At 72.3% G+C, this 20108-nt stretch carries 21 protein-coding genes; 11 read left to right on the forward strand and 10 right to left on the reverse strand.

Annotation, left to right across the window (positions count from 1 at the left end):
- Positions 1-99: 99 nt before the first annotated feature.
- Positions 100-2322: a hypothetical protein gene (locus GC203_RS11780; RefSeq protein WP_293454490.1), complete on the reverse strand. Its 2223-nt coding sequence runs from the start codon at positions 2320-2322 to the stop codon at positions 100-102.
- 112 nt (positions 2323-2434) lie between these two features.
- Between GC203_RS11780 and GC203_RS11785 the strand changes: the two genes are divergently transcribed.
- Entirely contained in the window at positions 2435-2581 is a 147-nt protein-coding gene (locus GC203_RS11785) for a hypothetical protein (RefSeq protein WP_293454492.1), read from the forward strand.
- Between the two features lie 22 nt (positions 2582-2603).
- Here GC203_RS11785 and GC203_RS11790 read toward each other — a convergent pair whose 3' ends face one another.
- Both GC203_RS11790 and GC203_RS11795 read right to left on the reverse strand, forming a co-directional pair.
- Complete coding sequence (locus tag GC203_RS11790) at positions 2604-3176, reverse strand: DUF2239 family protein (RefSeq protein WP_293454494.1); 573 nt, start codon at positions 3174-3176, stop codon at positions 2604-2606.
- Between the two features lie 59 nt (positions 3177-3235).
- Positions 3236-4390: an MBL fold metallo-hydrolase gene (locus GC203_RS11795; RefSeq protein ID WP_293454496.1), complete on the reverse strand. Its 1155-nt coding sequence runs from the start codon at positions 4388-4390 to the stop codon at positions 3236-3238.
- A 160-nt stretch (positions 4391-4550) separates the two neighbouring features.
- Here GC203_RS11795 and GC203_RS11800 point away from each other — a divergent pair, with 160 nt between their 5' ends.
- On the forward strand, positions 4551-4673 hold the full coding sequence (locus tag GC203_RS11800; protein ID WP_293454498.1) for a hypothetical protein: 123 nt from the start codon (positions 4551-4553) through the stop codon (positions 4671-4673).
- Positions 4674-4739: 66 nt separating this feature from the next.
- Here the strand turns inward: GC203_RS11800 and GC203_RS11805 are convergent, their stop codons facing one another.
- The 3 genes from GC203_RS11805 to GC203_RS11815 all read right to left on the reverse strand — a co-directional run bounded on the left by GC203_RS11805 (position 4740) and on the right by GC203_RS11815 (position 8551).
- Positions 4740-6419, reverse strand: coding sequence for a glycosyltransferase family 4 protein (locus tag GC203_RS11805; protein WP_293454500.1), 1680 nt, complete (start codon positions 6417-6419; stop codon positions 4740-4742).
- A gap of 217 nt (positions 6420-6636) precedes the next feature.
- Positions 6637-7506, reverse strand: coding sequence for a glycosyltransferase family 9 protein (locus GC203_RS11810; protein ID WP_293454503.1), 870 nt, complete (start codon positions 7504-7506; stop codon positions 6637-6639).
- 103 nt (positions 7507-7609) lie between these two features.
- Entirely contained in the window at positions 7610-8551 is a 942-nt protein-coding gene (locus GC203_RS11815) for a hypothetical protein (RefSeq protein WP_293454506.1), read from the reverse strand.
- A 115-nt stretch (positions 8552-8666) separates the two neighbouring features.
- On the opposite strand from GC203_RS11815, the gene GC203_RS11820 reads away from it, so the two are divergent.
- Together GC203_RS11820 and GC203_RS11825 are read left to right on the forward strand one after the other, a co-directional pair.
- Positions 8667-9008, forward strand: coding sequence for a hypothetical protein (locus tag GC203_RS11820; protein ID WP_293454508.1), 342 nt, complete (start codon positions 8667-8669; stop codon positions 9006-9008).
- Positions 9005-9205: a hypothetical protein gene (locus GC203_RS11825; protein WP_293454510.1), complete on the forward strand. Its 201-nt coding sequence runs from the start codon at positions 9005-9007 to the stop codon at positions 9203-9205. The genes GC203_RS11820 and GC203_RS11825 overlap by 4 nt, the downstream gene beginning before the upstream one ends.
- On the opposite strand, the gene GC203_RS11830 is transcribed toward GC203_RS11825, so the two are convergent.
- Positions 9202-9558 (reverse strand): hypothetical protein, encoded by a 357-nt coding sequence (locus GC203_RS11830; RefSeq protein ID WP_293454512.1) that lies wholly within the window; start codon positions 9556-9558, stop codon positions 9202-9204. The two genes, GC203_RS11825 and GC203_RS11830, sit on opposite strands and share 4 nt — an antisense overlap.
- A gap of 72 nt (positions 9559-9630) precedes the next feature.
- Here GC203_RS11830 and GC203_RS11835 point away from each other — a divergent pair, with 72 nt between their 5' ends.
- Positions 9631-10302: an SOS response-associated peptidase gene (locus GC203_RS11835; protein WP_293454514.1), complete on the forward strand. Its 672-nt coding sequence runs from the start codon at positions 9631-9633 to the stop codon at positions 10300-10302.
- A gap of 138 nt (positions 10303-10440) precedes the next feature.
- Here the strand turns inward: GC203_RS11835 and GC203_RS11840 are convergent, their stop codons facing one another.
- Together GC203_RS11840 and GC203_RS11845 are read right to left on the reverse strand one after the other, a co-directional pair.
- On the reverse strand, positions 10441-11160 hold the full coding sequence (locus GC203_RS11840; RefSeq protein ID WP_293454515.1) for a PEPxxWA-CTERM sorting domain-containing protein: 720 nt from the start codon (positions 11158-11160) through the stop codon (positions 10441-10443).
- Positions 11161-11622: 462 nt separating this feature from the next.
- Positions 11623-12423: a TauD/TfdA family dioxygenase gene (locus tag GC203_RS11845; protein ID WP_293454516.1), complete on the reverse strand. Its 801-nt coding sequence runs from the start codon at positions 12421-12423 to the stop codon at positions 11623-11625.
- 283 nt (positions 12424-12706) lie between these two features.
- Between GC203_RS11845 and GC203_RS11850 the strand changes: the two genes are divergently transcribed.
- On the forward strand, positions 12707-13975 hold the full coding sequence (locus GC203_RS11850) for a serine hydrolase domain-containing protein (protein WP_293454517.1): 1269 nt from the start codon (positions 12707-12709) through the stop codon (positions 13973-13975).
- A gap of 95 nt (positions 13976-14070) precedes the next feature.
- Here the strand turns inward: GC203_RS11850 and GC203_RS11855 are convergent, their stop codons facing one another.
- Positions 14071-16347 (reverse strand): TonB-dependent receptor, encoded by a 2277-nt coding sequence (locus GC203_RS11855; RefSeq protein ID WP_293454518.1) that lies wholly within the window; start codon positions 16345-16347, stop codon positions 14071-14073.
- Between the two features lie 224 nt (positions 16348-16571).
- On the opposite strand from GC203_RS11855, the gene GC203_RS11860 reads away from it, so the two are divergent.
- The 5 genes from GC203_RS11860 (at position 16572) to GC203_RS11880 (ending at position 20066) form a co-directional block, all read left to right on the forward strand.
- The gene (locus GC203_RS11860) at positions 16572-17006 is read left to right on the forward strand and encodes a GntR family transcriptional regulator (RefSeq protein WP_293454520.1); all 435 of its coding nucleotides are present in this window, start codon (positions 16572-16574) and stop codon (positions 17004-17006) included.
- A complete protein-coding gene (locus GC203_RS11865; protein ID WP_293454522.1) occupies positions 17003-17716 on the forward strand; it encodes a GntR family transcriptional regulator in 714 nt (237 codons plus the stop codon). The genes GC203_RS11860 and GC203_RS11865 overlap by 4 nt, the downstream gene beginning before the upstream one ends.
- 318 nt (positions 17717-18034) lie before the next feature.
- Positions 18035-18682 carry a DNA repair protein RadC gene (gene radC / locus GC203_RS11870; RefSeq protein WP_293454524.1) on the forward strand — a complete coding sequence of 216 codons (648 nt, stop codon included), beginning with the start codon at positions 18035-18037 and terminating at the stop codon, positions 18680-18682.
- Positions 18679-19653 (forward strand): toprim domain-containing protein, encoded by a 975-nt coding sequence (locus GC203_RS11875; protein ID WP_293454527.1) that lies wholly within the window; start codon positions 18679-18681, stop codon positions 19651-19653. The genes radC and GC203_RS11875 overlap by 4 nt, the downstream gene beginning before the upstream one ends.
- The gene (locus GC203_RS11880) at positions 19650-20066 is read left to right on the forward strand and encodes a DUF2958 domain-containing protein (RefSeq protein WP_293454529.1); all 417 of its coding nucleotides are present in this window, start codon (positions 19650-19652) and stop codon (positions 20064-20066) included. Before GC203_RS11875 ends, GC203_RS11880 begins: the two co-directional genes overlap by 4 nt.
- Positions 20067-20108: the final 42 nt, after the last annotated feature.

Raw genomic sequence — 20108 nt, forward strand, 5'->3', positions numbered from 1 at the left:
GCGCGGGGATCGCCTGGAACGTCGCTGGGCAGCGCCGGCTCCTCCGGACAATTCGGTTCGTGGGCGCGATCCTGCCCTCCAATCGCGACGGACGGAAGGTCAGGTCGCGGTCCAGACCCGGTCCAGCACCTCCGCGGCGATCCGGGTCTTGTCGAGCGGCATGTAGCGTCCGTAGTGCTCGGCGATGGTCCGGGGCGCGTCCTGGATGGCGTAGCTCGCCTGGCGGTAGCTGCCGGTCTGCTTGAGGACGTGGGTGGCGACGACGTCGCGGACGTTGTGCGGACCGTGCGGCAGCAGGCCGGCCACCGCGCCGCGGCCGGTGTAGGGATTGTAGATCCCGTGGCGCTGGATGATCGTCCGCCAGGCCACGTAGAAGGCGCCCTGGCCGAAGGCCGCGCTCTGGCGGCCGCGCGGACGGCGCACGAAGAAGGTCCCCGGGTCGTCCCGGCCGTCCAGCAGCACGGCTCGGTCCTGGTCCAGCCAGGCCTCGATCTGGGCGTAGAGGCCGCCCACGTCGGACAGCCGCAATTCGAAGGGCCGCCCCTCGAAGAAGGACGAGCCCGCGTTCTTGAACGCGCAGGCCGGCGCGAACACCTCCCAGCCCTGGCGCCGGTCGTTCCAGCGCAGTTCGCCGCGCCCCAGCCGCTCCAGCCGAAGTTCCGAGCTGAGCGCCGCGCCCCGGGGACAGACCAGCAGCTCGCGCAGATTGCGCTGCCGGAAGCCGAGGTGGAGGCCCAGCCGGATCATCAGGAAGTCGCGGGTGGCCTCGGCCGCCCGGCGCGGATCGGCCCGGCGGTTCGGCCGTCGCGCCAGCGCCTCCTCGGCGATGCGGGCGTAGACGCCCACGGGACTGTCGGCCTCCAGGACGACGCGGACCGCCTCGAAGCGGTCGTGGTGGACCTGGCGCAACCGGCGCAGGTCGCGTTGGCGCCCGGCGGCGTAGCGATGGAAGCGGCCGCAGGCGCCGGCCCAGTCGGCCCGGGCCGCCTCGACCTCTTCGGCGCCGACCAGCCCCGGAACCGGGGCGAGGCGGGCCGAAAGTCCCGGGGACTGGGCGATCCAGCCGGCCTCGGGCGCGGCGAGGCTGGCGGCGAGGCCGAGGAGGCTCACCTCCCAGGTCGTGAAGAACCCCCGTCGCCGGCGGCGCCATTCCAGGTACCAGTCCCAGACCGCCGGAAACACCAGCAGCCCGAGCCCCAGGGCCTCCGGGTCGACGCCGGCGCCGGCGACCGGGCTGTCGGGCGCGGCGACCAGGGCCCCGAACACCACGCTGAGGTGCTCGACCGACAGGCCCGCCGTGTGCCGGTTCCAGGCGGTGGCGCGCTGCAGGCTGGGCGCGGTGAGCGGGCTGGTCTTGAAGGCCACGAGCGCGGCCATCTCCGCCGCCAGCGCCGGCGGCGCCAGCACCGTGTTGCTGAAGCGCCGGTCGCGGGCGCGGGCCTGCGGGGAGGTCCGCTGGACGCCCCGCAGCTCCGGGAAGCGGACGCCGAAGCGCCGGATCTGGGCCGCGCTCAGGAAGCGCCGGTAGTCGGTGGCGCCGCGGACGACCACGTCGCGGATCCAGGTCACGATCTCGTCCTGCTCGGCCTTCGGCCGACGGTCGAAGTCGTCGGGCAGGTGCCAGGCCATCAGCGCCCGCTCCTGGCCGCCGAGCCGGGCGGGGGCCAAGCCGGTCAGTGTCCGGTAGGGCCGCGGCAGCCGCGAAAGCAGCCCGCCGGCCTCGAGGCCCCAGTGGCGCTCCAGCCCGGCCACGGCGGCGCGGCTGGCCGGGGCCGAGGGGCTCGCCAGGCCCAAGGCCCACCGGCGGATAGCCTTGGCGCCCACCCCGCAGCCCATCGCCCGCAGGGTCCGGGCGAGGCTCGCGCCGGTCTCGCCGCGGCGCGCCATCTCGCGGGCGAGCACCTCGCGGAACGGGGCGCCGTCGGCGGGCGGACCGGACCGCAGCCGAGCGCTCCCGAGACCGTCGGGCCGGGGCGGAAGCGAGGCGGGGGGATCGGGCGGCGGCGGGACCGGGCGGCCGCGTCGCGCCCGCAGGGCCCGGTGCAGGGCGTGGAACACCGGGGCCAGCACCCGGCGGCCCGCGCGCAGCCGGCCCAGGTCGATATCGCAGCGTTCGGCGATCACGTTCCAGCGAAAGCCCCGCCCCCGGGCGGGCAGGGTCCCGCCCCGATAGAAGAGGTCGACGAGCCAGGCGCGCAGGCGCTCGACCTCGCGCGGCGGCAGGACGTGGGGCCCGCGCAGGCGCAGGAAGTCCGAGATCGCCCAGGCGCTTTCGGCGAGGTCGCTGTCGGACAGCTCGCCGTCCGCCCCTTCGTGTCCCATGCCGCGCCCCGCCCCAGCTGTCCGGGCGCAGAGACGCAATCGCGGCCGAAACACCCTCCCCGGGACGGGTCCCGCGACCGGATCTGACGCAGGTCGCGGCCAGACTGCGGCCATGACACGAAGACCCGCATCCACGATGCTCTCGGTGCGCATCGCACGCTGGTTCGAGGCCCACGCCACGGGCTGGGGCGTCGCCGTCGTGCCGCTGCTCCTGCTGCTCGTCCTGCTGGCCGCCGCGGCGGGGTGGCTGGGGCGATGACCGCGCCGGGGCGCGGCCGCGCTCAGTCGCGCAGCAGATAGGCCGCCACGTCCGCCGGCCAGGCGGCGACGCATTCGGCGAACCGCGCGGCGTCCCCGGCGAACAGGGCGCGGGCGGCCTCCTCGAACCCCGGCCGGTCGCCGGCCAGCACGGCCATGGCGCGGTAGCGCGCATCGCGGGCCTGGCGCGCCAGGTCCGCCGGCGCCTGCTCGCGGCTGGCCTGCTCGACCAGCCGGCGCAGGGCCGCCGAGGCGCCCCCCGGCTGGGCCGCGAGCCAGGTCCAGTGCCGCGGCAGGAGCGTGACCTCGCGCGCGACCACGCCCAGCCGGGGCCGGCCGCGGGCCGGCCGCGCGCCGGCCGGCGCGGATGGGGGCGGGGTCCGTGCGGCCCGCCAGGCCGCGGCGGCCGCGTCCGGGTCCAGGCGCAGGTCGAGGTCGACGACATCGCCGGTGGCGTCCTCGAGCAGGACGACCGGGCCGGCGCCGACGCCGGGTTCGGCGGCGGCGGCGGCGAGCCCGCGGGCCACCTCGGCCAGGGCGCCGTGCGCCACGCGGCGTGCGCCGTGGAAGGCGGTGAAGGTCGAAGGTCGGTCCATGGCGGTCGCGGCGGGTCTGGGCTTCGCCGCGCCCGACGTCAATATCGTCCGGGGAAAAATCAGCCGCCGCCGAGGCCCTGGACGATGGGCTCGCCCCGCGCCTCGCGGACCGCCGAGGCGACGATCGGGTCGAGCCAGTAGGCCGCCACCCAGCGCCGCAGCCAGGGGTCGCCGCCGGCGAACATCTCGGCCTGGTCCGAGACGTCGAGCCGGGCGCGGATTTCGCCGGGGGACAGGCCGGTCGCCGCCAGGGGCGCCACCTTGGCCCGGATCTCCGCCAGGGCGTCGATCAGGCGGCGCAGGCCGGCGGCGTCGTGCTGCGGCGGGCCGTGTCCGGGGACGAGCGTCCGGAAGGGGTAGGCTTCGAGCCTGCGCAGGGTCGCGATCCAGGCGCCCGGATAGCTCCCGTATCCGAACGGGACGGGCGTCACCACGATGTCGCCGCTGACGAGCACCTTCTGGCGCGGCAGCCAGGCGACCGCGTCGCCGTCGGTGTTGGCGCGGCCGAGGAAGGCGAGCTCCACCGGACGCTCGCGGTCGGGCAGGACGAGCCGCTCCGAAAACGCCTCGCGCGGGGCCACGGTGAGGGCGCCGTCCATGTCGCGGCGGTAGCTGTCGAACAGCGCCGCGGCGCGGGTCCAGCCGGTCTGTTCGGCCTCGGACGGGGCCGAGACGGCCATCCGCCGCGCGTAGTCCGAATAGCCCCGCAGCTTCGACTGCAGGGCGGCGTTGGCGGCCGGGTCGGGCGACGCCGGGGAATTCATGGCGCCTGGATCGCGCAGGTGGGCCTGGGTCGCGGCCGTGGCCAGGGTCCTGGCCGCCGGCCAGGCCGCGAGAATCTCCGAGAGCCCCTGGACGTGGTCGCCGTGCCAGTGAGTCAGGACCACGGCCTTCACCGGCTTGGCGCTGAGGGCCCGCACCTGGGCGACGATGCGACGGCCGGCGCCCGGCGACCCGCCGGCGTCGATGAGCACCAGGCCGTCGGCCTGCTCCACGATCGTCACGTTTCCCGTCGGCTGGACCTGGAATCCTGTCTCGACCAGGACCCAGACGCCCGGGGCCACGTCCAGGCGGGTCTGGAGTCCACCCGCCGTCGCGGTGGCCGGGGGCCCCGCGGCGATGTCGCCGGCGGGCGCCGGCGCGGCCGGGCCGGCGCCCAGGAGGGCGGCGGCGAACAGGGCGAGGCGCAGCGGCGCGCCGTGGCGACGGGACATGCGCCTACCGGCGGACGTCCCGTGGGTCGGGTCAATTGAAACGGGCTCATGGAAGCCGCGCGACCGGCGCGGCGCTCGGAAATTAACGATCATGCTTGAGACGTGGTCAAGCACGCTGAAATATAACGGTTTTCCGGGGACGTTGCGGTAGGAGTCCGTCGTGCCGGAGTTGATTAGGCACGTGATCGATCTGGTCGAGATGCGGCCGATGACCACCGCGGCGGTGGCGGCGGCGGTCGTTCTCTACATCCGCTTCATGACCCGGGGACCCTACACGCGCTAGAGGCTGCTCGTCCGGGCGGGCGAACCGGCGTCCGCGTCGCCCTGACGGCCCCCGAGCGGCGCCCGATCAGCCCGCGAGGAGGCGAACGAGGTTCATCTTCGCGAGCATGCCGACGATATAGACGCCGGCATCGGCCGACAGTCCGCCGACGGCGGCGAGGTCGGCGACGGTGGACGGGCCGGCGGCCAGGCGCTCGAGGATGCCCAGCGCCAGCGCCTCGGGCAACCGCGCGCCCGCGAAGAGCACGTGGGCCCGCCGCCTCCGGTAGACCGCGTCGGCCTCGTCCGACGCCAGCGCGACGACGGTCTGGCCGGTGATGAGGTCGGTCGGATAGTGGCCGAAGGCGTGGAAGGGGTCGAGATTGCCGGCGCCCGACCACGGCGCCCGCGCCAGCCATGCCGCTTCGGCGGGATCGGTCGATGCCGCGAGGCGCCGGGCGTTCAGTTCGTCCCACAGCGCCTGGTACTGGTGGAAGACGTGGCTCCAGTCGAACAGGCTTCGCGCGCGCTCGCGCCCGGCCGCGCCCATCCGCTTGCGCAGCGCCGGGTCGCGGATCAGCAGGGCCAGCCGGTCGACCAGTTGGGCGTGGTCCATGGAGGTCGCCATGGCGGCGGCCAGCAGATAGTAGTCGTAGTCGATCTTGGAGACTTCGAGCTCCCGGGCGAGGTCGGCGCCGGCCGCGCCGGCCGCCGGGGCCCAGGTCGAGATGCGGAAGCCGTCGACGCCGTCGCGGACCGTGTCCTTGTAGCCGTCCCAGTCGGACACGACCGTCGGCAGGCCGCAGGCCATGGCCTCCAGCGGCGTGAGGCCGAAGGTCTCCTGAATGCCGTCGGACAGCGACACGAAGATGTCGGCCGCCGCCCAGGCGTGGTTGCGCTCGGGCGCGAGGCGGCCATCGACGGTGATCGTCCGCACGCTCGGGCAAAAGTGGCCTGGGCTGTGCTGGAACACTTCGTCGATGGCCTCGTTCGGGGCCCAGCCGCACTGCACGAGCACGACCCGCGCGCCGGTCTCGCGGGCCGCGTCCTCAAGGCCGAGATACATGGCCGCAGGGTGGTGTTTGCCGGAGAAGGTGAAGCGCCCGACGAACAGCGCGACGACCTCGTCCGGCGCGACGCCCAGCGCGGCCCGGGCGGCGTGGCGCTGATCGTCGGTGAAGTCGAAGTCGCGGCAGTGGACGCCGAGCGGGATGACCGGCAACTGGGGGCCGGCGATGCGGACGCCGTCCCCGAGGCGCCAGCGCAGATAGTCCGCGTGGGCTTCATGTATGCGCCGGACAGTCTCGGCGACCGCCTGGGAGGTGCAGATCAGCGCGTCCCAGGGCGCGACCGGGCTGGTGAGCAGGTCGGCGATGAGCTGCATCGTCCCGGGCGTGGCGGTCGTATGCGTGACGCCGCAGAGCGAATAGGCCGCCGGGCCGGCGCGGAGGCGCGGACGAGCGAAGTTGGGCAGGCTCGGGTCGGCGAGGTAGAGGATGCCGCCGGCCGCCCCGATGGCGCCGAGCCGCGTCGGCCGGATCCACCCGCACACCGCCTTCGGATCGATGCCATGCACCGTGTCGGCGAACGCCTTCGCAGAGGATTCGTGGGCGGTGTAGCAGTGCATCGCCGCGTCGCCGCGGGCGTCCACCGCCGCGCGCAGGAATCCGTGGCCGGCCACCTGGCGGCCCATGAGCCACGAGCGGGAAACATCGTAGCCGTCGGGTTCGAAGCGGATGACGGCCTTGGCGGGCGGTGTTGCGGCCATGGCTCCGCCTAGCCGAGGGCCGGGCGCGCGCCAAGGGCGGAAGCGGCTCCCAAGGTTCGGTCGGCCCCGGATTCGGCCGGCGGATCGCCACACACTCGCGGCGTTCGGCGTCGGGCGAGCTACTGCGACCAACGCCCGCCACCCCGCCGCGTATGGCGCAGGTCGGGCAATGCCCCTTGGTGGAATTCGCCGCCTGCGCGTCGGCTCGCAACGGGGCCTAGCGCGTCGCGAGCCCGGTGATTTCGGCCTCCACCTGATCGATCACTTTCGACCATTCACCCGGCTTGGTCTGCCGCAGGAGGCGTGCTTTCGGATACCAGGGCGAGGCGACGCCATCGGCCCAGCGCCAATCCATCCCGTTGAATGGAAGCAGGATCCAGGTCGGCTTGCCCATGGAGGCGGCGAGATGGGCGACGGAGGTGTCCACCGAGACGATCAGGTCAAGGTCCGCGATCACGTCGGCCGTATCGGAAAAATCATAGCAGCCGGTGGACTCGGGTCTCAGATCGCGCCCGAGGCGGAGCAGGCGGCCGGCTTCGCCGTCCGGAAGTGAGCGCTGGGCGTCGTTGGGATGAGCGGGGTTGCCGGTCGGCACGACCCCGACGCCGCCGCCTCGGCCCCGGGCGAAGGGAAGGTAGACGGCCTCAGTCGGGGCCAATACGCCGAGGCGGAGCGGCAGCGACCCGATCGCGACCCAGTAGTCGCAGGGTGGAAACGGCCGTTCCGCGGCGAAGATTCGCGTCCGATAGCCGATCCGCTCGAAGATGCGGGCCATCTTCGGATGGCAGAGGACGACGATGTCGGCGCCTCGGGATCGCAGCGGCCCAAGGAAGCGGCCGAACATCAGGTGATCTCCGAACCCCTGTTCCGTACAGACGGCCACGGTCTTGCCGTCCAGGTCCTCGCCCATCCATTCCGGCGCCGCTGTTGTCGGACGAACGATCGCCACGCCGGCGTCGTAGCGCGCCTCATGCAGTGGCCAGCCCTCTTCGAAGCGACCCAGCCGCAGCGCCTGGAGCCCGGCGCTGTATCGCGCCCGGGCGCTGTCGAGCCCTGGGGGATGCTGTCCGTCCGTCACCGGCGACACCTAGCAGGACTTCCATCGGTCCGGCCATTCGGCGCGCCGGCCGCGACCGTTGCAGGCGCCAGGAGAGGTCGGCGGCGCCCGCGAATCCAACCCGTCGACGCGCTCATCGCCCGGCCGCTTCCGCCCCGGCCCGCGTCACGACCTCGGCCCAGTCGCCCGGCGACGACTGCCGGAACAGGCGGAGGCTCTCGTACCAGTAGGAGCGGTCGTCGGACAAACCCCAGCGCCAGTCCGTGAGTTCGTGCGGGAGCAGCACCATGCAGGGAGCGCCGATGGCGCCCGCGAGATGGGCCCAGGAGGTGTCGACGGTCACGACGGCGCGCAGGCGACGGATGGCTTCCAGGCTGTCCAGCATGTCGCCGGCCGGCTCGAGCTCGACCGCGCCGGGCAACGCGAGCAGGGGTTCGGGCGATGGCAGCGAACGGGCCTTGTCGTTCGGGTTGCCGGGGTTGCCGCGCCAGACGATCCCGATCCGATCGTCTCCGCCGATCCAGCGCGGCGACAGATAGGCGGCCGAGGGCACGTCGGACGGCGCGCGAACGCCGAGCCGGTACGGGAGCGAGGCGAGGCAGACCCAGTAGTCGGCGACGGGCACGTCCTGGCGTTCCGTGCGTGGGAGAACGAGATCGGCGCCCAGCGCCTGGAAGAGCCGGATGTTTTGCGGCAGGACGCCGGCCGTGATCCAACGGACCCCGAGCGTCCGGAGCTTCGGCAGGAAGCGGGCGAACTGAATCTCGTCGCCAAGCCCCTGTTCGCCCCAGACGACGAGCGAGCGGCCTTCGAGCGGCTCTCCGGACCACTCCCGCAGTCCGCTGCGGGCGATCGGCGAATTCCATCGCGTGCGGCGGGCTTCGAAGCAAGGCCAACCCTCGGCCAGGCGGCCCTGGCGTAGGAGCGCGAGGCCGCGGAGGAGGGTCACTTCGCTGTCGTTCGCGCCGAGCGCCGCGGCCTGATCCAGATGCCGCAACGCGCCGTCGTCGTCCTGCGCCTTGAAGCACGCGCGCGCCTTCAGCGCCTCAGCCAACCAGCCCGACCCGTCGTCCATGCGGCGATGCTAGCAGCGAACGCCGGAGCCCGGCAGGCCCCGCTACAGCTGTGGCGATCATGATTGGGCGGACAGGGACTCGCGTCCGAGCGGATGTTCTGCTTCTGTTCGTGAAGTGTCCCGGCCCCGATCATACAGCGCCCGCTGCGCGCGCCTCGAGGCGGCGGCGCCGCCGCGCGACGCCTGGCGCGCCCGCGGCTGTGGCGACGTCGCGCGCACCCTGAGGGCGCTCGGCGTACCGCGGGCGGCGTTCCTGCGGGTGCTCGACCTGGCGGCCGCCTGGCGGGCCGACGACCGGCCGGCGGCGCTCGCCGATCTCTGCGACGACTATCGGGTGGGCGTCGCGCCCGTCGAGGCGGCGCACCGGTTCAGCGGCCGGCCGATCGGCGTCTGCGGCGACTTCGCGGTGCTGGTCTGGCCGAAGACCGAGGGCGACACGGCGCGGCGGCGGCGATGAAGATGTTCCAGACCCTGGCGCGGACGATGGAGCCGAGCGCGGTGCTCAACATCGCCTGCGCCTGCGGCCGGCGGGTCGCCTGGACCCGCCCGGAGGCGTTCTCGCGCTGCGGCCCGGATACGACGCCGCCCGACCTGCGCCGACGGCTCCGGTGCGGGGCGTGCGGCCGGACCGGCCAGGCCCGGGTATGGCTCTAGCGCACGGTGATGGGGCAGAGCTGCGCGGCGCCGACGGTCTCGACCCGGCGCGCGCCGCCGCAGTCGTAGACGCACTGCTTGGTCATCTGGGTCATCTGCTCGCCGACCTTGAAGCAGGCGACGCCGGCGGACCCGCTCCGGCGCGCCGGCGCCGGCGCCGTCGGACTGGCTTGTACGGTGAGCGGGCACATCTGCGCCGCCGAGACGTTCTGCGAGGTCTCGCCGAAGGTGCAATGGTAGCTGCAGACCTTGCCGAACCCCGACGTCTCCTCGCCGGACTTCATGCAGACTTCCGCCTTCGCGCTCCCGAACGCCGCCAGCGCCGCGATGGCGACGATCACGCCAGGTCTCATGTCCGCTCCTCCCTCGGGATTGCAACGTGCGGCTGCTCGACTCCCGCGCGCTTGCGGGGCCAACTCTGGCCCATGTGCAACCTCTACACCATCGAGGAGACGCTCAACGCCTGGGCCGAGGACTTCGAGCGGTTCCTGGGCGAGCGCCTGACCTTGTCCGCCGGCCCCGACACCTTGGCCAACCAGCCGTGGGCGACGACGGTCTATCCCAAGTACCAGGGGCTGTTCTTCCGGCCCATCGAGGCTGCGAATCTCGCGGCGGGCTACGAGCCGGCCGTGGGCCGCTGGGGGGTCGTGCCGTTCTTCCACAAGGGCCCGGCCAAGACCTGGAAGTTCCCGACCAACAACGCCCGCTCCGAGGAGATGGCGACCAAGGCCAGCTTCCGCGACGCGGTGAAGTCGCGCCGCTGTCTCGTGCCGGCGACGGCGATCTGCGAGTGGACCGGGCCGCAGGGCAGGAAGACCAAGCACTTCTTCACGCGGGCCGACGGCGCGCCGCTGTTCATCGCCGGGCTCTGGGCGCGCCACGCCTGGGAGGGCGAGACGACCGAGAGCTATACGATGGTCATGATCAACACCGCGCCGGGCGACGACATGCACCCCTTCCACAACCGCCAGCCGGTGTTCCTCGACCGCGGCGGCGCGAAGACCTGGCTGGATCTGGACGCCGACTACGCGCCGCTGCTGAAGGGCCCGTCGGCCGGGACGCTCAAGGCCGATCCGCCGGAGCCGGTCGCTACATAGCAGCAGGGTTGGGCCGGCGGGACGCCGACCTCCGCGACTTCGGGTCCGCACCCCATCGCGCCGCTCCGCGCTAGCATGTTGGGGCAAGGCTCAAATACACGGCGACGAGCGCGGCGCAGCTCAGCGGGAAGAAAATCTCTAGGCGACGCCCTCGGGTGGCTGTCTGCGGCGGGTACGGAGCACGGCGCCTATCCCACCAAACCCAGCAAGCATTAACGCCCAGGTGGCCGGCTCGGGCACCGCCCGAACCTCGAAGTGGTCTGGAATTAGGAATAGAGTTCCATTGGAACCTGGAAACCCGAGATTATCTACTAGCACAATGCGAGCCTCGACGTTTGGCGCGCTTGATGAGCTCAGTAAATCTGTCTCAAATTCTGTATCGAGGAAAGCAGATACAGGCATCTGGCCGCCGAAGAATGTCCCCTGAACGTCTGCAAATCCAAAATAGTCGAAACATCCATCCCATGCTTCACAATCCGATTTCGCTTGGTCAGTAAAATATTCCCCCATCGTCGTGTTTATATCTGCCTGAAAGTACGTCTGTGAATCAAGATGACCCGAGCTAAATACTACGGCAGAGTCAAATTCTTTCGAGTGACCTGCAATCGTGATCATCGCATGCGCTGGAGCGTACCAGATATAATATTCAAGCTCTGAGGAATAGAAATTATATCCATTTGTTGTGTACGTAAATCCAATTTGGAAGTCGTTTCGGCTCCCGAGAAATGGATTCCAATCAAAGTACCCCGACGGCGATACGGTGCCTGACATGACTGCCTGCATAGTGGTCGCGTCGGCCGGTCCGCAAAGCGCGGCGCACGCCGCCGCGATGGCCAAACCCAGCTTCTTGCTAATCATGAAGTTCCCCCAACGCCGCGGCTGAGCAGGGTGACGCCAGGCCGCGGGCGTCGAACTTGGCCGGGAGCGCCAGTTGCAGCGACGGCGAAGTCGTGATGCGCGAAATCCACACCTCCCGCGCGAGCCGCACCGGAACGGTTGTCCGGCCGCCATGCCGGCTGAGATGTGCTGGCGGGTCCCGAGCGCCGCAGGACGAGGAGAGGGGGCTATCTCTGCGAGGTCGTTCGCCGCGCGCTCGAGCTCGACGCCGCATCGGTGGCGCTGGCGCGCAACCATCCCGGCGACCGGAGGTCCCGAGCGCCGCCGACATCGCCGCCGCCCGCCAAGTAATCGGCGCGGGCGCCGCGCATCGAGATCCGCGATCCACGATTCGCGATCATTTCCTGATCGCCGGCCTGGGCCACCTTGCCGGAGCCGGCCGGTCGGACCGCGAAACGGGTGCGTCGGCGAGGCCGCCGGCCGTCAGCCCCCGACCGGCCGCTCTCCCTTGATCGTCACGCGACGGCCGAACCGCCGGTGGGGCCAGTAGTCCCAGATCGCATGGTGTTGGGCGCTGCGGTTGTCCCAGAAGGCGATGGCGTCGGGGGTCCAGCGGAACCGGCATTGGAACAGGGGGTGGGCCATGTGGCGGAACAGGTATCCGAGGAGCGCGGCGCTTTCCTCGCGCGGCAAGCCCACCAGATGCGTCGTGAAGCCCTGGTTCACATAGAGGCACTTGCGCCCCGTCCAGGGATGCGTCCGCACCACCGGATGACGCGCCCGCGGGTAGCTCGGCTTGTCGGCGACGCCCAGGTTCGCATACAGGCCGCGGTAGACGTGCTCGCCGTCGTGAACGGCTTCCAGCCCGTCCAGATGGGCCTTCATCCGATCCGACAGGGCGTCGTAGGCGGCGTACATGTTGGCGAACAGCGTGTCGCCGCCCTCGGGCGGGCACGCCTTGATGTGCAGGATCGACCCCATGGGCGGCTCCGGATCGCACGAGACGTCCGTGTGCCACCCCTCGCCGTTGGCGCGTTCGGAGGTCTCGTCGGCCGCGATGATCATCACTTCCGGCCGTCCCTCCACGTGCGGCGCGGCCGGGTGGCGGTGCAGTTCGCCGAAGTTGCGGCCGAAGGCGACGTGCTGCTCGGGCGAGATCGCCTGGTCGCGGAAGAAGAGCACCAGGTGGTCGGCCAGGGCGAGGCGGAGCTCCTCGACGACCGGCGCGGCGAGCGGCTTGCGCAGGTCCAGCCCGGAAATCTCCGCGCCGATCAGCGGGGTCAACCGAGACGCCCGAAAGTGTTCGAAGGGGCGGCCCGGATCGGCGGCGTGGCGGATCATGGGTCCCTTGGACCCTCTGCGGTCGGACGTCATGCGCAGGTCAGTATGTCGATAATCGACAAAAGACAAGGCGCCGGCCGGTCGGTCGCCGATGTATGTCTTGGCGATTATTGACAACGCTCGCTCCCAGCGGGGATTGTCGACGCCCGCCGTCCCGCGAGACGGCCGAATACAACCCGCGGACGGCCACGCCGCCGCCGAACGGGCAGCCGGGGAGGTGACGGACATGATGGGACGGCGCGACGTGCTTGGCGGGCTGGGCGCAACGGCCGCGGCGCCCTCGGCTCTGACCGGCAAGGCTTCGCCGCTGTTCGCGCGCGTCGCGGCCCTGTGCGATCGCCTCGTCGCGCAGAAGCGGTTGCCGGGCGCGGCCGTGCAGGTGTCGCTGGGCGGCGAGGTCGCGTTGCAGCACGTGGCCGGCTGGGCCGATGTGGAAAGCGGCCGACCCCTCGCCGAGGACAGCCTCTACCGGCTCTTCTCCATGACCAAGCCGGTCGTCGCCGTGGCGCTGATGATGCTCTACGAGGACGGCCGGCTCCTGCTGACCGACCCGGTGGCGGACTACGTGCCGGAGTTCGCGAACCTCCGGGTCCACGTCGCCGGCCAGGGGGCGGAGTTGGAAACCGCGCCCGCCCAACCGATGCGCCTGATCCACCTGCTGACGCACACCTCGGGCCTGACGAATTCCTGGAACGGCACCCCGATGTCCCCCCTCTACAGCCAGGCGGGGCTGGCTGCCGCGTCCTGGGCGCGCGACCCCGGCATCGAAGGCCTGGCGGACTATTGCGCGCGGCTGGGACGTATTCCGCTGGAGTTCCAGCCCGGGTCCCGATGGCTCTACTCGATCGGCCCCGACGTCCTTGGTCTCGTCGTCGAGCGGGTCTCGGGCCAGCGGTTCGGCGACTTCCTCCACGAGCGGCTGTTCGCCCCGCTGGGCATGGCCGACACCGGCTTCTTCGTCCGGCCGGATTCGGCGGCGCGGCTGACGACGCTCTACGGCCGCGGCGCGTCCGGACTGGTGGCGCTTGAGACGGGCGCGCGATCGCCCTATCTGGCGGCGCCCATCGCCGACTCCGGCGCCTCGGGTCTGGTCTCGTCGCTCCCCGACTACGGGCGGTTCGCCCGCATGCTCGCCGGCGGCGGCCGGGCGGAGGGCGTCAGGATCCTCAGCCCGGCCGGCGCGCGCCTGATGATGTCGGATCAGGTCGCTCCCGAAATCGCAGCGCCCGGCCTGGCGCGGCATGCCGCCTTCGGGCTGGGCGGCGTCGGATCGGGCATGGGCTTCGGGCTGCTGGGCGCGGTGGTCACCGACGTGGGCCGTTCGCACGAAGAGGGCGTCGTCGGCGAATACAGCTGGGGCGGGGCGGCGAGCACCACCTTCTGGGCCGCGCCGAGCCGCGACCTCGCGGTGGTCTTCATGACCCAGCTCAGCCCCTCCGGAACCTACCCCCTCCGCGACTGGCTCAAGGCCGCCGTCTACTCCGAGCTGGACTGAGCCGGCCGGGCCGGCTGCGCGGCGCGAAAAATCGGGGCGCCGGCGCGAACCGGCGCCCCAAAGCGGAGGGTTCTGTCTGTCGGTCTGTCGCGGCGTCAGCGGGCGCGCCGCTCGCTGCCCAGGGCGTAGCTCATCGTGAACCTCACCTCGCGCCTGTCGCCCCAGATCGAACGGTTGGTGTCGCGAATGGCCTCGTAGGTGTCGTTGAACAGGTTCTCGGCCGACAGTTCGAAGCGCAGGGCGTCGTTGGTCACGCCCACGCCGCCGCGGAACAGGTTGATCCGCGCCGCCGAGACCTGGTTGTTGAAGCCGATGAAGCCGGTATAGCCCCCCTGCTCTCCGCGGTAGTTCAGGGACGCGAAGCCCCGCCAGTCGGCGAAGAGGGGGCGCTCGTAGTAGAGCGACGCCGTCACCATCCACTCCGGGATGTTCTCGACGGTGAGCCCCTTGTAGGGGCCGTTGTCCACCTTGCCGTGGATGTAGTTGACGCCGAGGCTGTAGGACAGCAGCCCGCCGTCCGGCCAGCTGGCGGACCCGAAGGCCTCGAAATCCACGCCCTGGGTGTGCGCGTCCCCGGCGTTCAGCCGGTACGAACGCGGGACGAGGTCGGGCCCGAAGTTGACCTGCCCGACGAGGAGCTTCCGGTAGTCGTTGTAGAAGGCGCTCGCCGAGAACGCGGTGTGCAGGAGCTCCCACTTCGCGCCGGCCTCGTAGGCCAGCGTGGTCTCGGGTTCGAAGGTGGCGGGTATCCCGGCGTCGAAGCCGGTGTTGCCGTTGAAGCCCCCCGCGCGATCGCCCTTCGCGACGCTCGCGAAGACCCGGAAGTCGGGCGCGATGGCGTAGCGGACCGAGACCGAGGGCGTGAAGCTGGTGAAGGTGTCGCTCAGCCTGGCCAGGCCCGCGGTGCAGACCCCGCCGACGTCCAGCGCGTCGAAGGGCGTCTCGTAGGGGCAGAGGACGGCGCCGACCTGCCGGTTGGTGACATAGCTCAGGAAGTCCTTGTGGGCCTCGCCGTAGCGCGCGGCGGCGTCGACGGTCAGCCGGTCGGTGACGCGGACGCTGGCGCTGGCGAAGACGCCCCAGCTGTGTTCCGTCTCGTTGCCCACCGAGGCGGTGTTGGCAACGGCGCTGGGATTGAGGTTGGTCGCCGAGACGGTCCGGCCATCGGAGATGAAGTTTCCGAGCGACTGCTTGTAGGTCGCGTTGCCGCCGACCTGCATGTCGATCCGATCAGTGAGCGGCCACTGGTAGCGGAGGTCCTCGCTCTCGATCTTGGTGCGGTCGTAGAAATAGAGCGAGCACGACTGCGTGCCGCAGCTGGCCGGGAACACGGGGCCGAACCCGGGGGCCGAGCGGTCGGCGTCCTGCGACCAGTTGGTGTCGCGCAGCCGGTAGAGGCTCGTCGAGGTGAGCTTGCCGGCGCCCAGGTCCACCTTGATCTCGGTCAGCCAGTTGCTGACGTCGCGGTTGACGTCGTTGGAGGCGTTGTTCGCGTAGACGAAGGGCCCGTCGGTGTCCGCCGGATAGATTTGGCTGGCGGGGATGGTGACGTCGTTCACCTGGCTCGTCGTGTTGACGAAGTTCGACGACGACCGCTCGTCGGAGCGGTCGTAGACCGTGAAGACCGAGATCCGGTCCGACGGCGTCCAGAGGGCCGAGGCGCGGAAGCCCTGGTATTTCTCCTTGTCGCCATAGCTGTCGGTGACCTTGTTGAAGAAGTAGCCCTTGTCCTTGTCGACCACCTGGACGCCGAAGCGCATCGCCAGGGTGTCTGTGATCGGCAGGTTTCCGATCGCATCGATCTGCGTGCGCTCGATCTTCGGCGAATAGGATGCGCGGATGCTGCCGCCCAGGTCCGGGCGCGGCCGGGTGCTGATCGCCTGCATGACGCCGCCGACGGCGTTGACCCCGTACAGCGAGCCCTGCGGGCCGCGGATGACCTCCACCCGCTGCAGGTCGAACAGGTCGGCGCGCGTGTAGACCCGGCCGCCGAGGTTTCCGCCCGTGATGCTCGCGCCGTCCCGGAGCACGGCGACCGGCGAGTCGGCGTTGTTGGTCCGCGTCGTGCCCGCGCCCGCGCCGCGGATGTTGTTCTCCGCGTTGATCGTGTGGGTGTTGGCGAGCCCGACGCCCGGCAGCATGTAGGACAGGTCCGTGACGTCGCGGATCCCGCCGCGGCGCGTGATCGACTCGCTGGTGATCGCGCTCACCGAGGCGGGCACGTCCTTGAGGCTTTCCTCGCGTCGGCGGGCCGTGACCACCAGCTCATCGAGCTGGGTGGCGTCCTCGACGCCCTCGGCGATCGCCGGCTGCGCCACGGCCGCGACGCACAGGACGCCGAGCGCGGCGCCGGTCAGGAGACGCGTATCCATTCTGTGTTTCCCCCTTTTTTGAATTGGCCGCGAAAAGAGGTGGATCGGGTCGGAATGTCAATAATAAACATTCCACGGCTGGAGCCGCCCCCGGCTCGCTGGACATTTCCCCGGTTCGTTTCGATGCTCGGTCGGGAGCACAGCCAGGAGGGGGCCTCTTGATTCGAACCACAGCCGGAGCGCCGAGGGGCGCGGGGCCCCTGGCGGCCTAGGCGGGACCCCCGGTGGACTTCGACACGGCGGCGGAATTCTTCGTGCGCGAGATCCTTGCGGGGAGGCTCGAGCCCGGCGCTCGCCTCACCGAGCGCGACATCACCGAGGCGTGCGCCTGCACCCACGCCTTCGCGCGGAACGTGATCCAGACCCTGCAGAGTCTCGGCGCCGTGCGGTTCGACTCGCGCCGGGGCGCGCGGGTCATCAGTCCGGCCGACGCCGATCCGGACCAGGTCGGCGAGACCTGGGCGGTTCTCGCACGCCTGCTCGAACGGAAGTCCGGCGAACCCTTCGCCGCCGCATCGGGCGAGACCGCCTATCTCAGGCTGACAGCCGTGCGCGCGGAGATCGACCGCCTCACGGCCAAGGGCGGCAACGCGCGGCTGGCGCATCTGCTCAAGCGGGTGGCCCTCCAGCACGAGATCGTGCGGAGCGGCGGCCGATGAACCCGGAGGCCGAGGCGTTTCTCCGGGCGTCGGCGCCGCTGGTCGGTTCGGGACGACCGGCCCGGGACACGGACCTGCCCTCCCAGATCGCCGCGGCGCTGCGCGAACGCATCCAGTTCGGGGACCTGAAGCCGGGCGACCGGATCCGCGAGGTCCCGACGGCGGCCGAATTCGACGTCAGCCGCGGCCCGGTCCGCGACGCATTGCGGATTCTCGAGCGGGACCGGATCATCTCGATCGAGGGTCGTGCGGGGGCGATCGTCCGGAACCTTTCGGTCGACGACCTGCGGGCGATCTTCGAGATTCGCGCCGAGCTCAGCGCCTACAACATCCGCCGCGCGGCCGAAGCGCCGAACCGGTCCGCCGCCCAACTCGACGCCCTGCAGGCCGGCGCCTCGGTGCTGGCGGCGATCGCGGGGTCCAGCGAGGCCTCGGTCTCGGACTATATCCAGGTGCGCCGGCGCCTTGGGGAACTCGTCAGCCGCCTCTCGGGCAACGACTATGTCGGCCGCATCATGCTGGAGTTCGAGCGCGAGATCGCCGTCCCCTGGGCGGGCGTGTTCGACAAGCCCCGCCAGAAGACCTCCTCCGCCGCCTGGCGCAGGATCGCCAGGGCCGTACGTCGCGGCGACGGCCCCGCCGCCGAGGACGAAGGCCGCCGGATCGTGCTGGATTCCCTCGAGGCTCTGCTGAAGCGCCGCATGGCCTGATCCCGGCGCTGTCCTCCGCCGTCCCGGTCCCGCCGCTCCGCCTTGCGTCGGCGACGCCGCGACCGGGGCCACGGCCGCGCGCCCGTCGGCGCCGGTGAGCCGCCGCCAAGCCGGCTCGCGGAGGGCCAATGCGCCCCCAGGCCTCCTGCGGCGGCGGGTCGGCGAACTCCCGGCGCCAGGCATCGCGACCGTCGCCGGCCGGCTGGCCCGCGTCGGGACCGCCGGCCGCGGGGGCCGGCGAGCGCCGAGGGAGGGGAGGAGTGGGGGCCGGGCGGGGCGGCCCCGCGCCGGGGGTCGATGTCCCTGGAGAGCGCCGCCATGCCCCGACCTCCTTCCCTGGATCCGGATCTTGCCGGGCGCCTTCTGGCGTCCGGGCCGGAGGCGCTGGACGATCCCGAGGCCCTGCAGGCGGCCGCCGGCCTCGGCCCGGCCGAGGCGGCCGCGCTGATCGCCGAATTCGGGTCCCTGCCGCAGGTGCTGGCCGCCGCGCCGGCGGCCCTGGCGCGGATCGTCCCGGCGGCGCAGGCGGCCCGGATCGCGCTGCTGACGGACGTGGCCCGGCGGCTGCTCGCCGCGCCGCTGCGCGCCCGGCCGGTGCTGAGCGGCGCGCAGGCTGTCGCCGACTACCTGCGCGCGGTCCTGGCCGGGCGCGGCCGCGAGCAGCTGCGCGGCCTCTTCCTCGACAAGCGCAACCGCCTGATCCGGGACGAGATCCTGGGCGAGGGGACCATCGACCACGTCCCGGTGTATCCCCGCGAGATCGTTCGCCGGGCGCTTGAGCTCGACGCCGCGGCGGTGGTGCTGGCGCACAACCATCCCGGCGGACTGGAGGTCCCGAGCGCCGCCGACGTCGCCGCCACCCGCCAGGTGATCGACGCCGGACGCGTGCTGCGCATCGCGGTCCACGACCATTTCCTGGTCGCCGACCGGAAGGTGGTCAGCCTCCGGGGGCTCGGGCTCCTGTGAGCGGCGGCGGGACCCTCGCGGCGATCGTCCGCGCGCTCGGTGGCGACCTCTACGCCGGCGGGCGGCGCGCCAATGTGCCGGGCCCGGGACATGGGCCGAACGACCGCTCGGTCTCGCTGCTGCTGACCGGCGGGCGGGTCGTCGTCCACGCCTTCGCCGGCGACGACTGGCGCGACGTGCTGGCCGACCTGGCGGCGCGGGGGCTGGTCGCGCCGGACGGCCGCCTCCCGGGCGCCGCTTCGGGCGCCCCTTCGGGGCGCGCCGAGGCCCCGCCGACGCTGCCCGTCCGCGTCCGGGTCGAGGCCGCGCGGCGGCTGTGGGCCGAGGCCCGGCCGGTGGCGGCGACGCTGGCCGAGCGGCATCTCGCCCGTCGCGGTGTCGCCGTCCCCCCGGGCGGGCTGCGCCACCACCCTGGCGTCGCCGCCGCCGTCTACGCGGACGCCGGAGCGCGGCGCCCGGCGCTGCTGGCGGCGATCGAGGACGCCGCGGGCGCGCTGGTCGGGGTGGAGGTGACCTATCTCGCGCCGAACGGCGAGCGCGCGCGCCTGCGCGTCCCGCGCAAGACCATCGGGCAGGCGCCGTCCGGCGCGGCGGTGCGGCTGTGGCCCGCCGCGCCGCGGCTGCTGGTCGGCGAGGGCGTCTTCAGCTGCCTCTCGGCGGCGGACCGCTTCGGCCTGCCGGCCTGGGCGCTGCTCTCCGCGCGCAGCCTGCGGGCCTGGCGGGCGCCTCAGGGCGTGACGTCGGTCGTGATCGCCGCCGATCGCGGCCGCCCCGGCGAGGCGGCGGCGGCGGAGCTCGCCGCGGGCCTGCGGCGGCAGGGGGTGGGCGCCGAGGTGCGGCCGCCGCCGCCGCCCTGGCAGGACTGGAACGAGGTTCCGGCGGCGCGCGGGACGGAGGGGGAGGAAGGGTCCGGCGGGGCGGGCGCGGCGGACGGGAGGTCCGGGCCGTCGGCCCGGAGACCTGTTCCATGACCTTCCCGCCATCCCAGGCGCCCCGCGACGACGGCCTGGTCCTGCTGCCGGCGGCCCTCCTGCCGGCCCTGCGCGCCAACGCCGCCCGGCCGGACGGCGACCCGGTTCCCGTGCTGAAGCTCTTCAATCCCGTGGGGCCGGGGACCTGGCTGATCACCGAGCTCGACGCCGACGGCGACACGATGTTCGGGCTCTGCGACCTCGACATGGGCTGCCCGGAGCTGGGCTCGGTCAGCCTGGGCGAGCTCGCCGCGGTCACGCTGCCGTTCGGCCTGACCCTCGAACGCGACGTCGCGTTCGAAGGCCGGCTGCCGATCTCCCGCTGGGCCGACATCGCCCGGCGCTGCGGCTCGATCCGCGAGGCCGAGGCCATCGTGCGGACCCTCGCCCGGACGCCGGACGGCGGTCGCTGACCCCCACGCCTTTCGCCGGCGGCCGCGGCCGCCGGCGGACGA

Origin of the sequence: Phenylobacterium sp. (genome assembly GCF_016124325.1) — a bacterium.
In the GTDB taxonomy this organism is placed as follows: domain Bacteria; phylum Pseudomonadota; class Alphaproteobacteria; order Caulobacterales; family Caulobacteraceae; genus Phenylobacterium.

What these genes read in the sequence shown, in the direction of transcription:
- GC203_RS11780 (WP_293454490.1), bottom strand. Translation starts at nt 2,322, where the DNA reads ATGGGACACGAAGGGGCGGACGGCGAGCTGTCCGACAGCGACCTCGCC.
- GC203_RS11785 (WP_293454492.1), top strand. Translation starts at nt 2,435, where the DNA reads ATGACACGAAGACCCGCATCCACGATGCTCTCGGTGCGCATCGCACGC.
- GC203_RS11790 (WP_293454494.1), bottom strand. Translation starts at nt 3,176, where the DNA reads ATGGACCGACCTTCGACCTTCACCGCCTTCCACGGCGCACGCCGCGTG.
- GC203_RS11795 (WP_293454496.1), bottom strand. Translation starts at nt 4,390, where the DNA reads ATGTCCCGTCGCCACGGCGCGCCGCTGCGCCTCGCCCTGTTCGCCGCC.
- GC203_RS11805 (WP_293454500.1), bottom strand. Translation starts at nt 6,419, where the DNA reads ATGGCCGCAACACCGCCCGCCAAGGCCGTCATCCGCTTCGAACCCGAC.
- GC203_RS11815 (WP_293454506.1), bottom strand. Translation starts at nt 8,551, where the DNA reads ATGGACGACGGGTCGGGCTGGTTGGCTGAGGCGCTGAAGGCGCGCGCG.
- GC203_RS11825 (WP_293454510.1), top strand. Translation starts at nt 9,005, where the DNA reads ATGAAGATGTTCCAGACCCTGGCGCGGACGATGGAGCCGAGCGCGGTG.
- GC203_RS11830 (WP_293454512.1), bottom strand. Translation starts at nt 9,558, where the DNA reads ATGAGACCTGGCGTGATCGTCGCCATCGCGGCGCTGGCGGCGTTCGGG.
- GC203_RS11835 (WP_293454514.1), top strand. Translation starts at nt 9,631, where the DNA reads ATGTGCAACCTCTACACCATCGAGGAGACGCTCAACGCCTGGGCCGAG.
- GC203_RS11840 (WP_293454515.1), bottom strand. Translation starts at nt 11,160, where the DNA reads ATGATTAGCAAGAAGCTGGGTTTGGCCATCGCGGCGGCGTGCGCCGCG.
- GC203_RS11850 (WP_293454517.1), top strand. Translation starts at nt 12,707, where the DNA reads ATGATGGGACGGCGCGACGTGCTTGGCGGGCTGGGCGCAACGGCCGCG.
- GC203_RS11855 (WP_293454518.1), bottom strand. Translation starts at nt 16,347, where the DNA reads ATGGATACGCGTCTCCTGACCGGCGCCGCGCTCGGCGTCCTGTGCGTC.
- GC203_RS11865 (WP_293454522.1), top strand. Translation starts at nt 17,003, where the DNA reads ATGAACCCGGAGGCCGAGGCGTTTCTCCGGGCGTCGGCGCCGCTGGTC.
- radC (WP_293454524.1), top strand. Translation starts at nt 18,035, where the DNA reads ATGCCCCGACCTCCTTCCCTGGATCCGGATCTTGCCGGGCGCCTTCTG.
- GC203_RS11880 (WP_293454529.1), top strand. Translation starts at nt 19,650, where the DNA reads ATGACCTTCCCGCCATCCCAGGCGCCCCGCGACGACGGCCTGGTCCTG.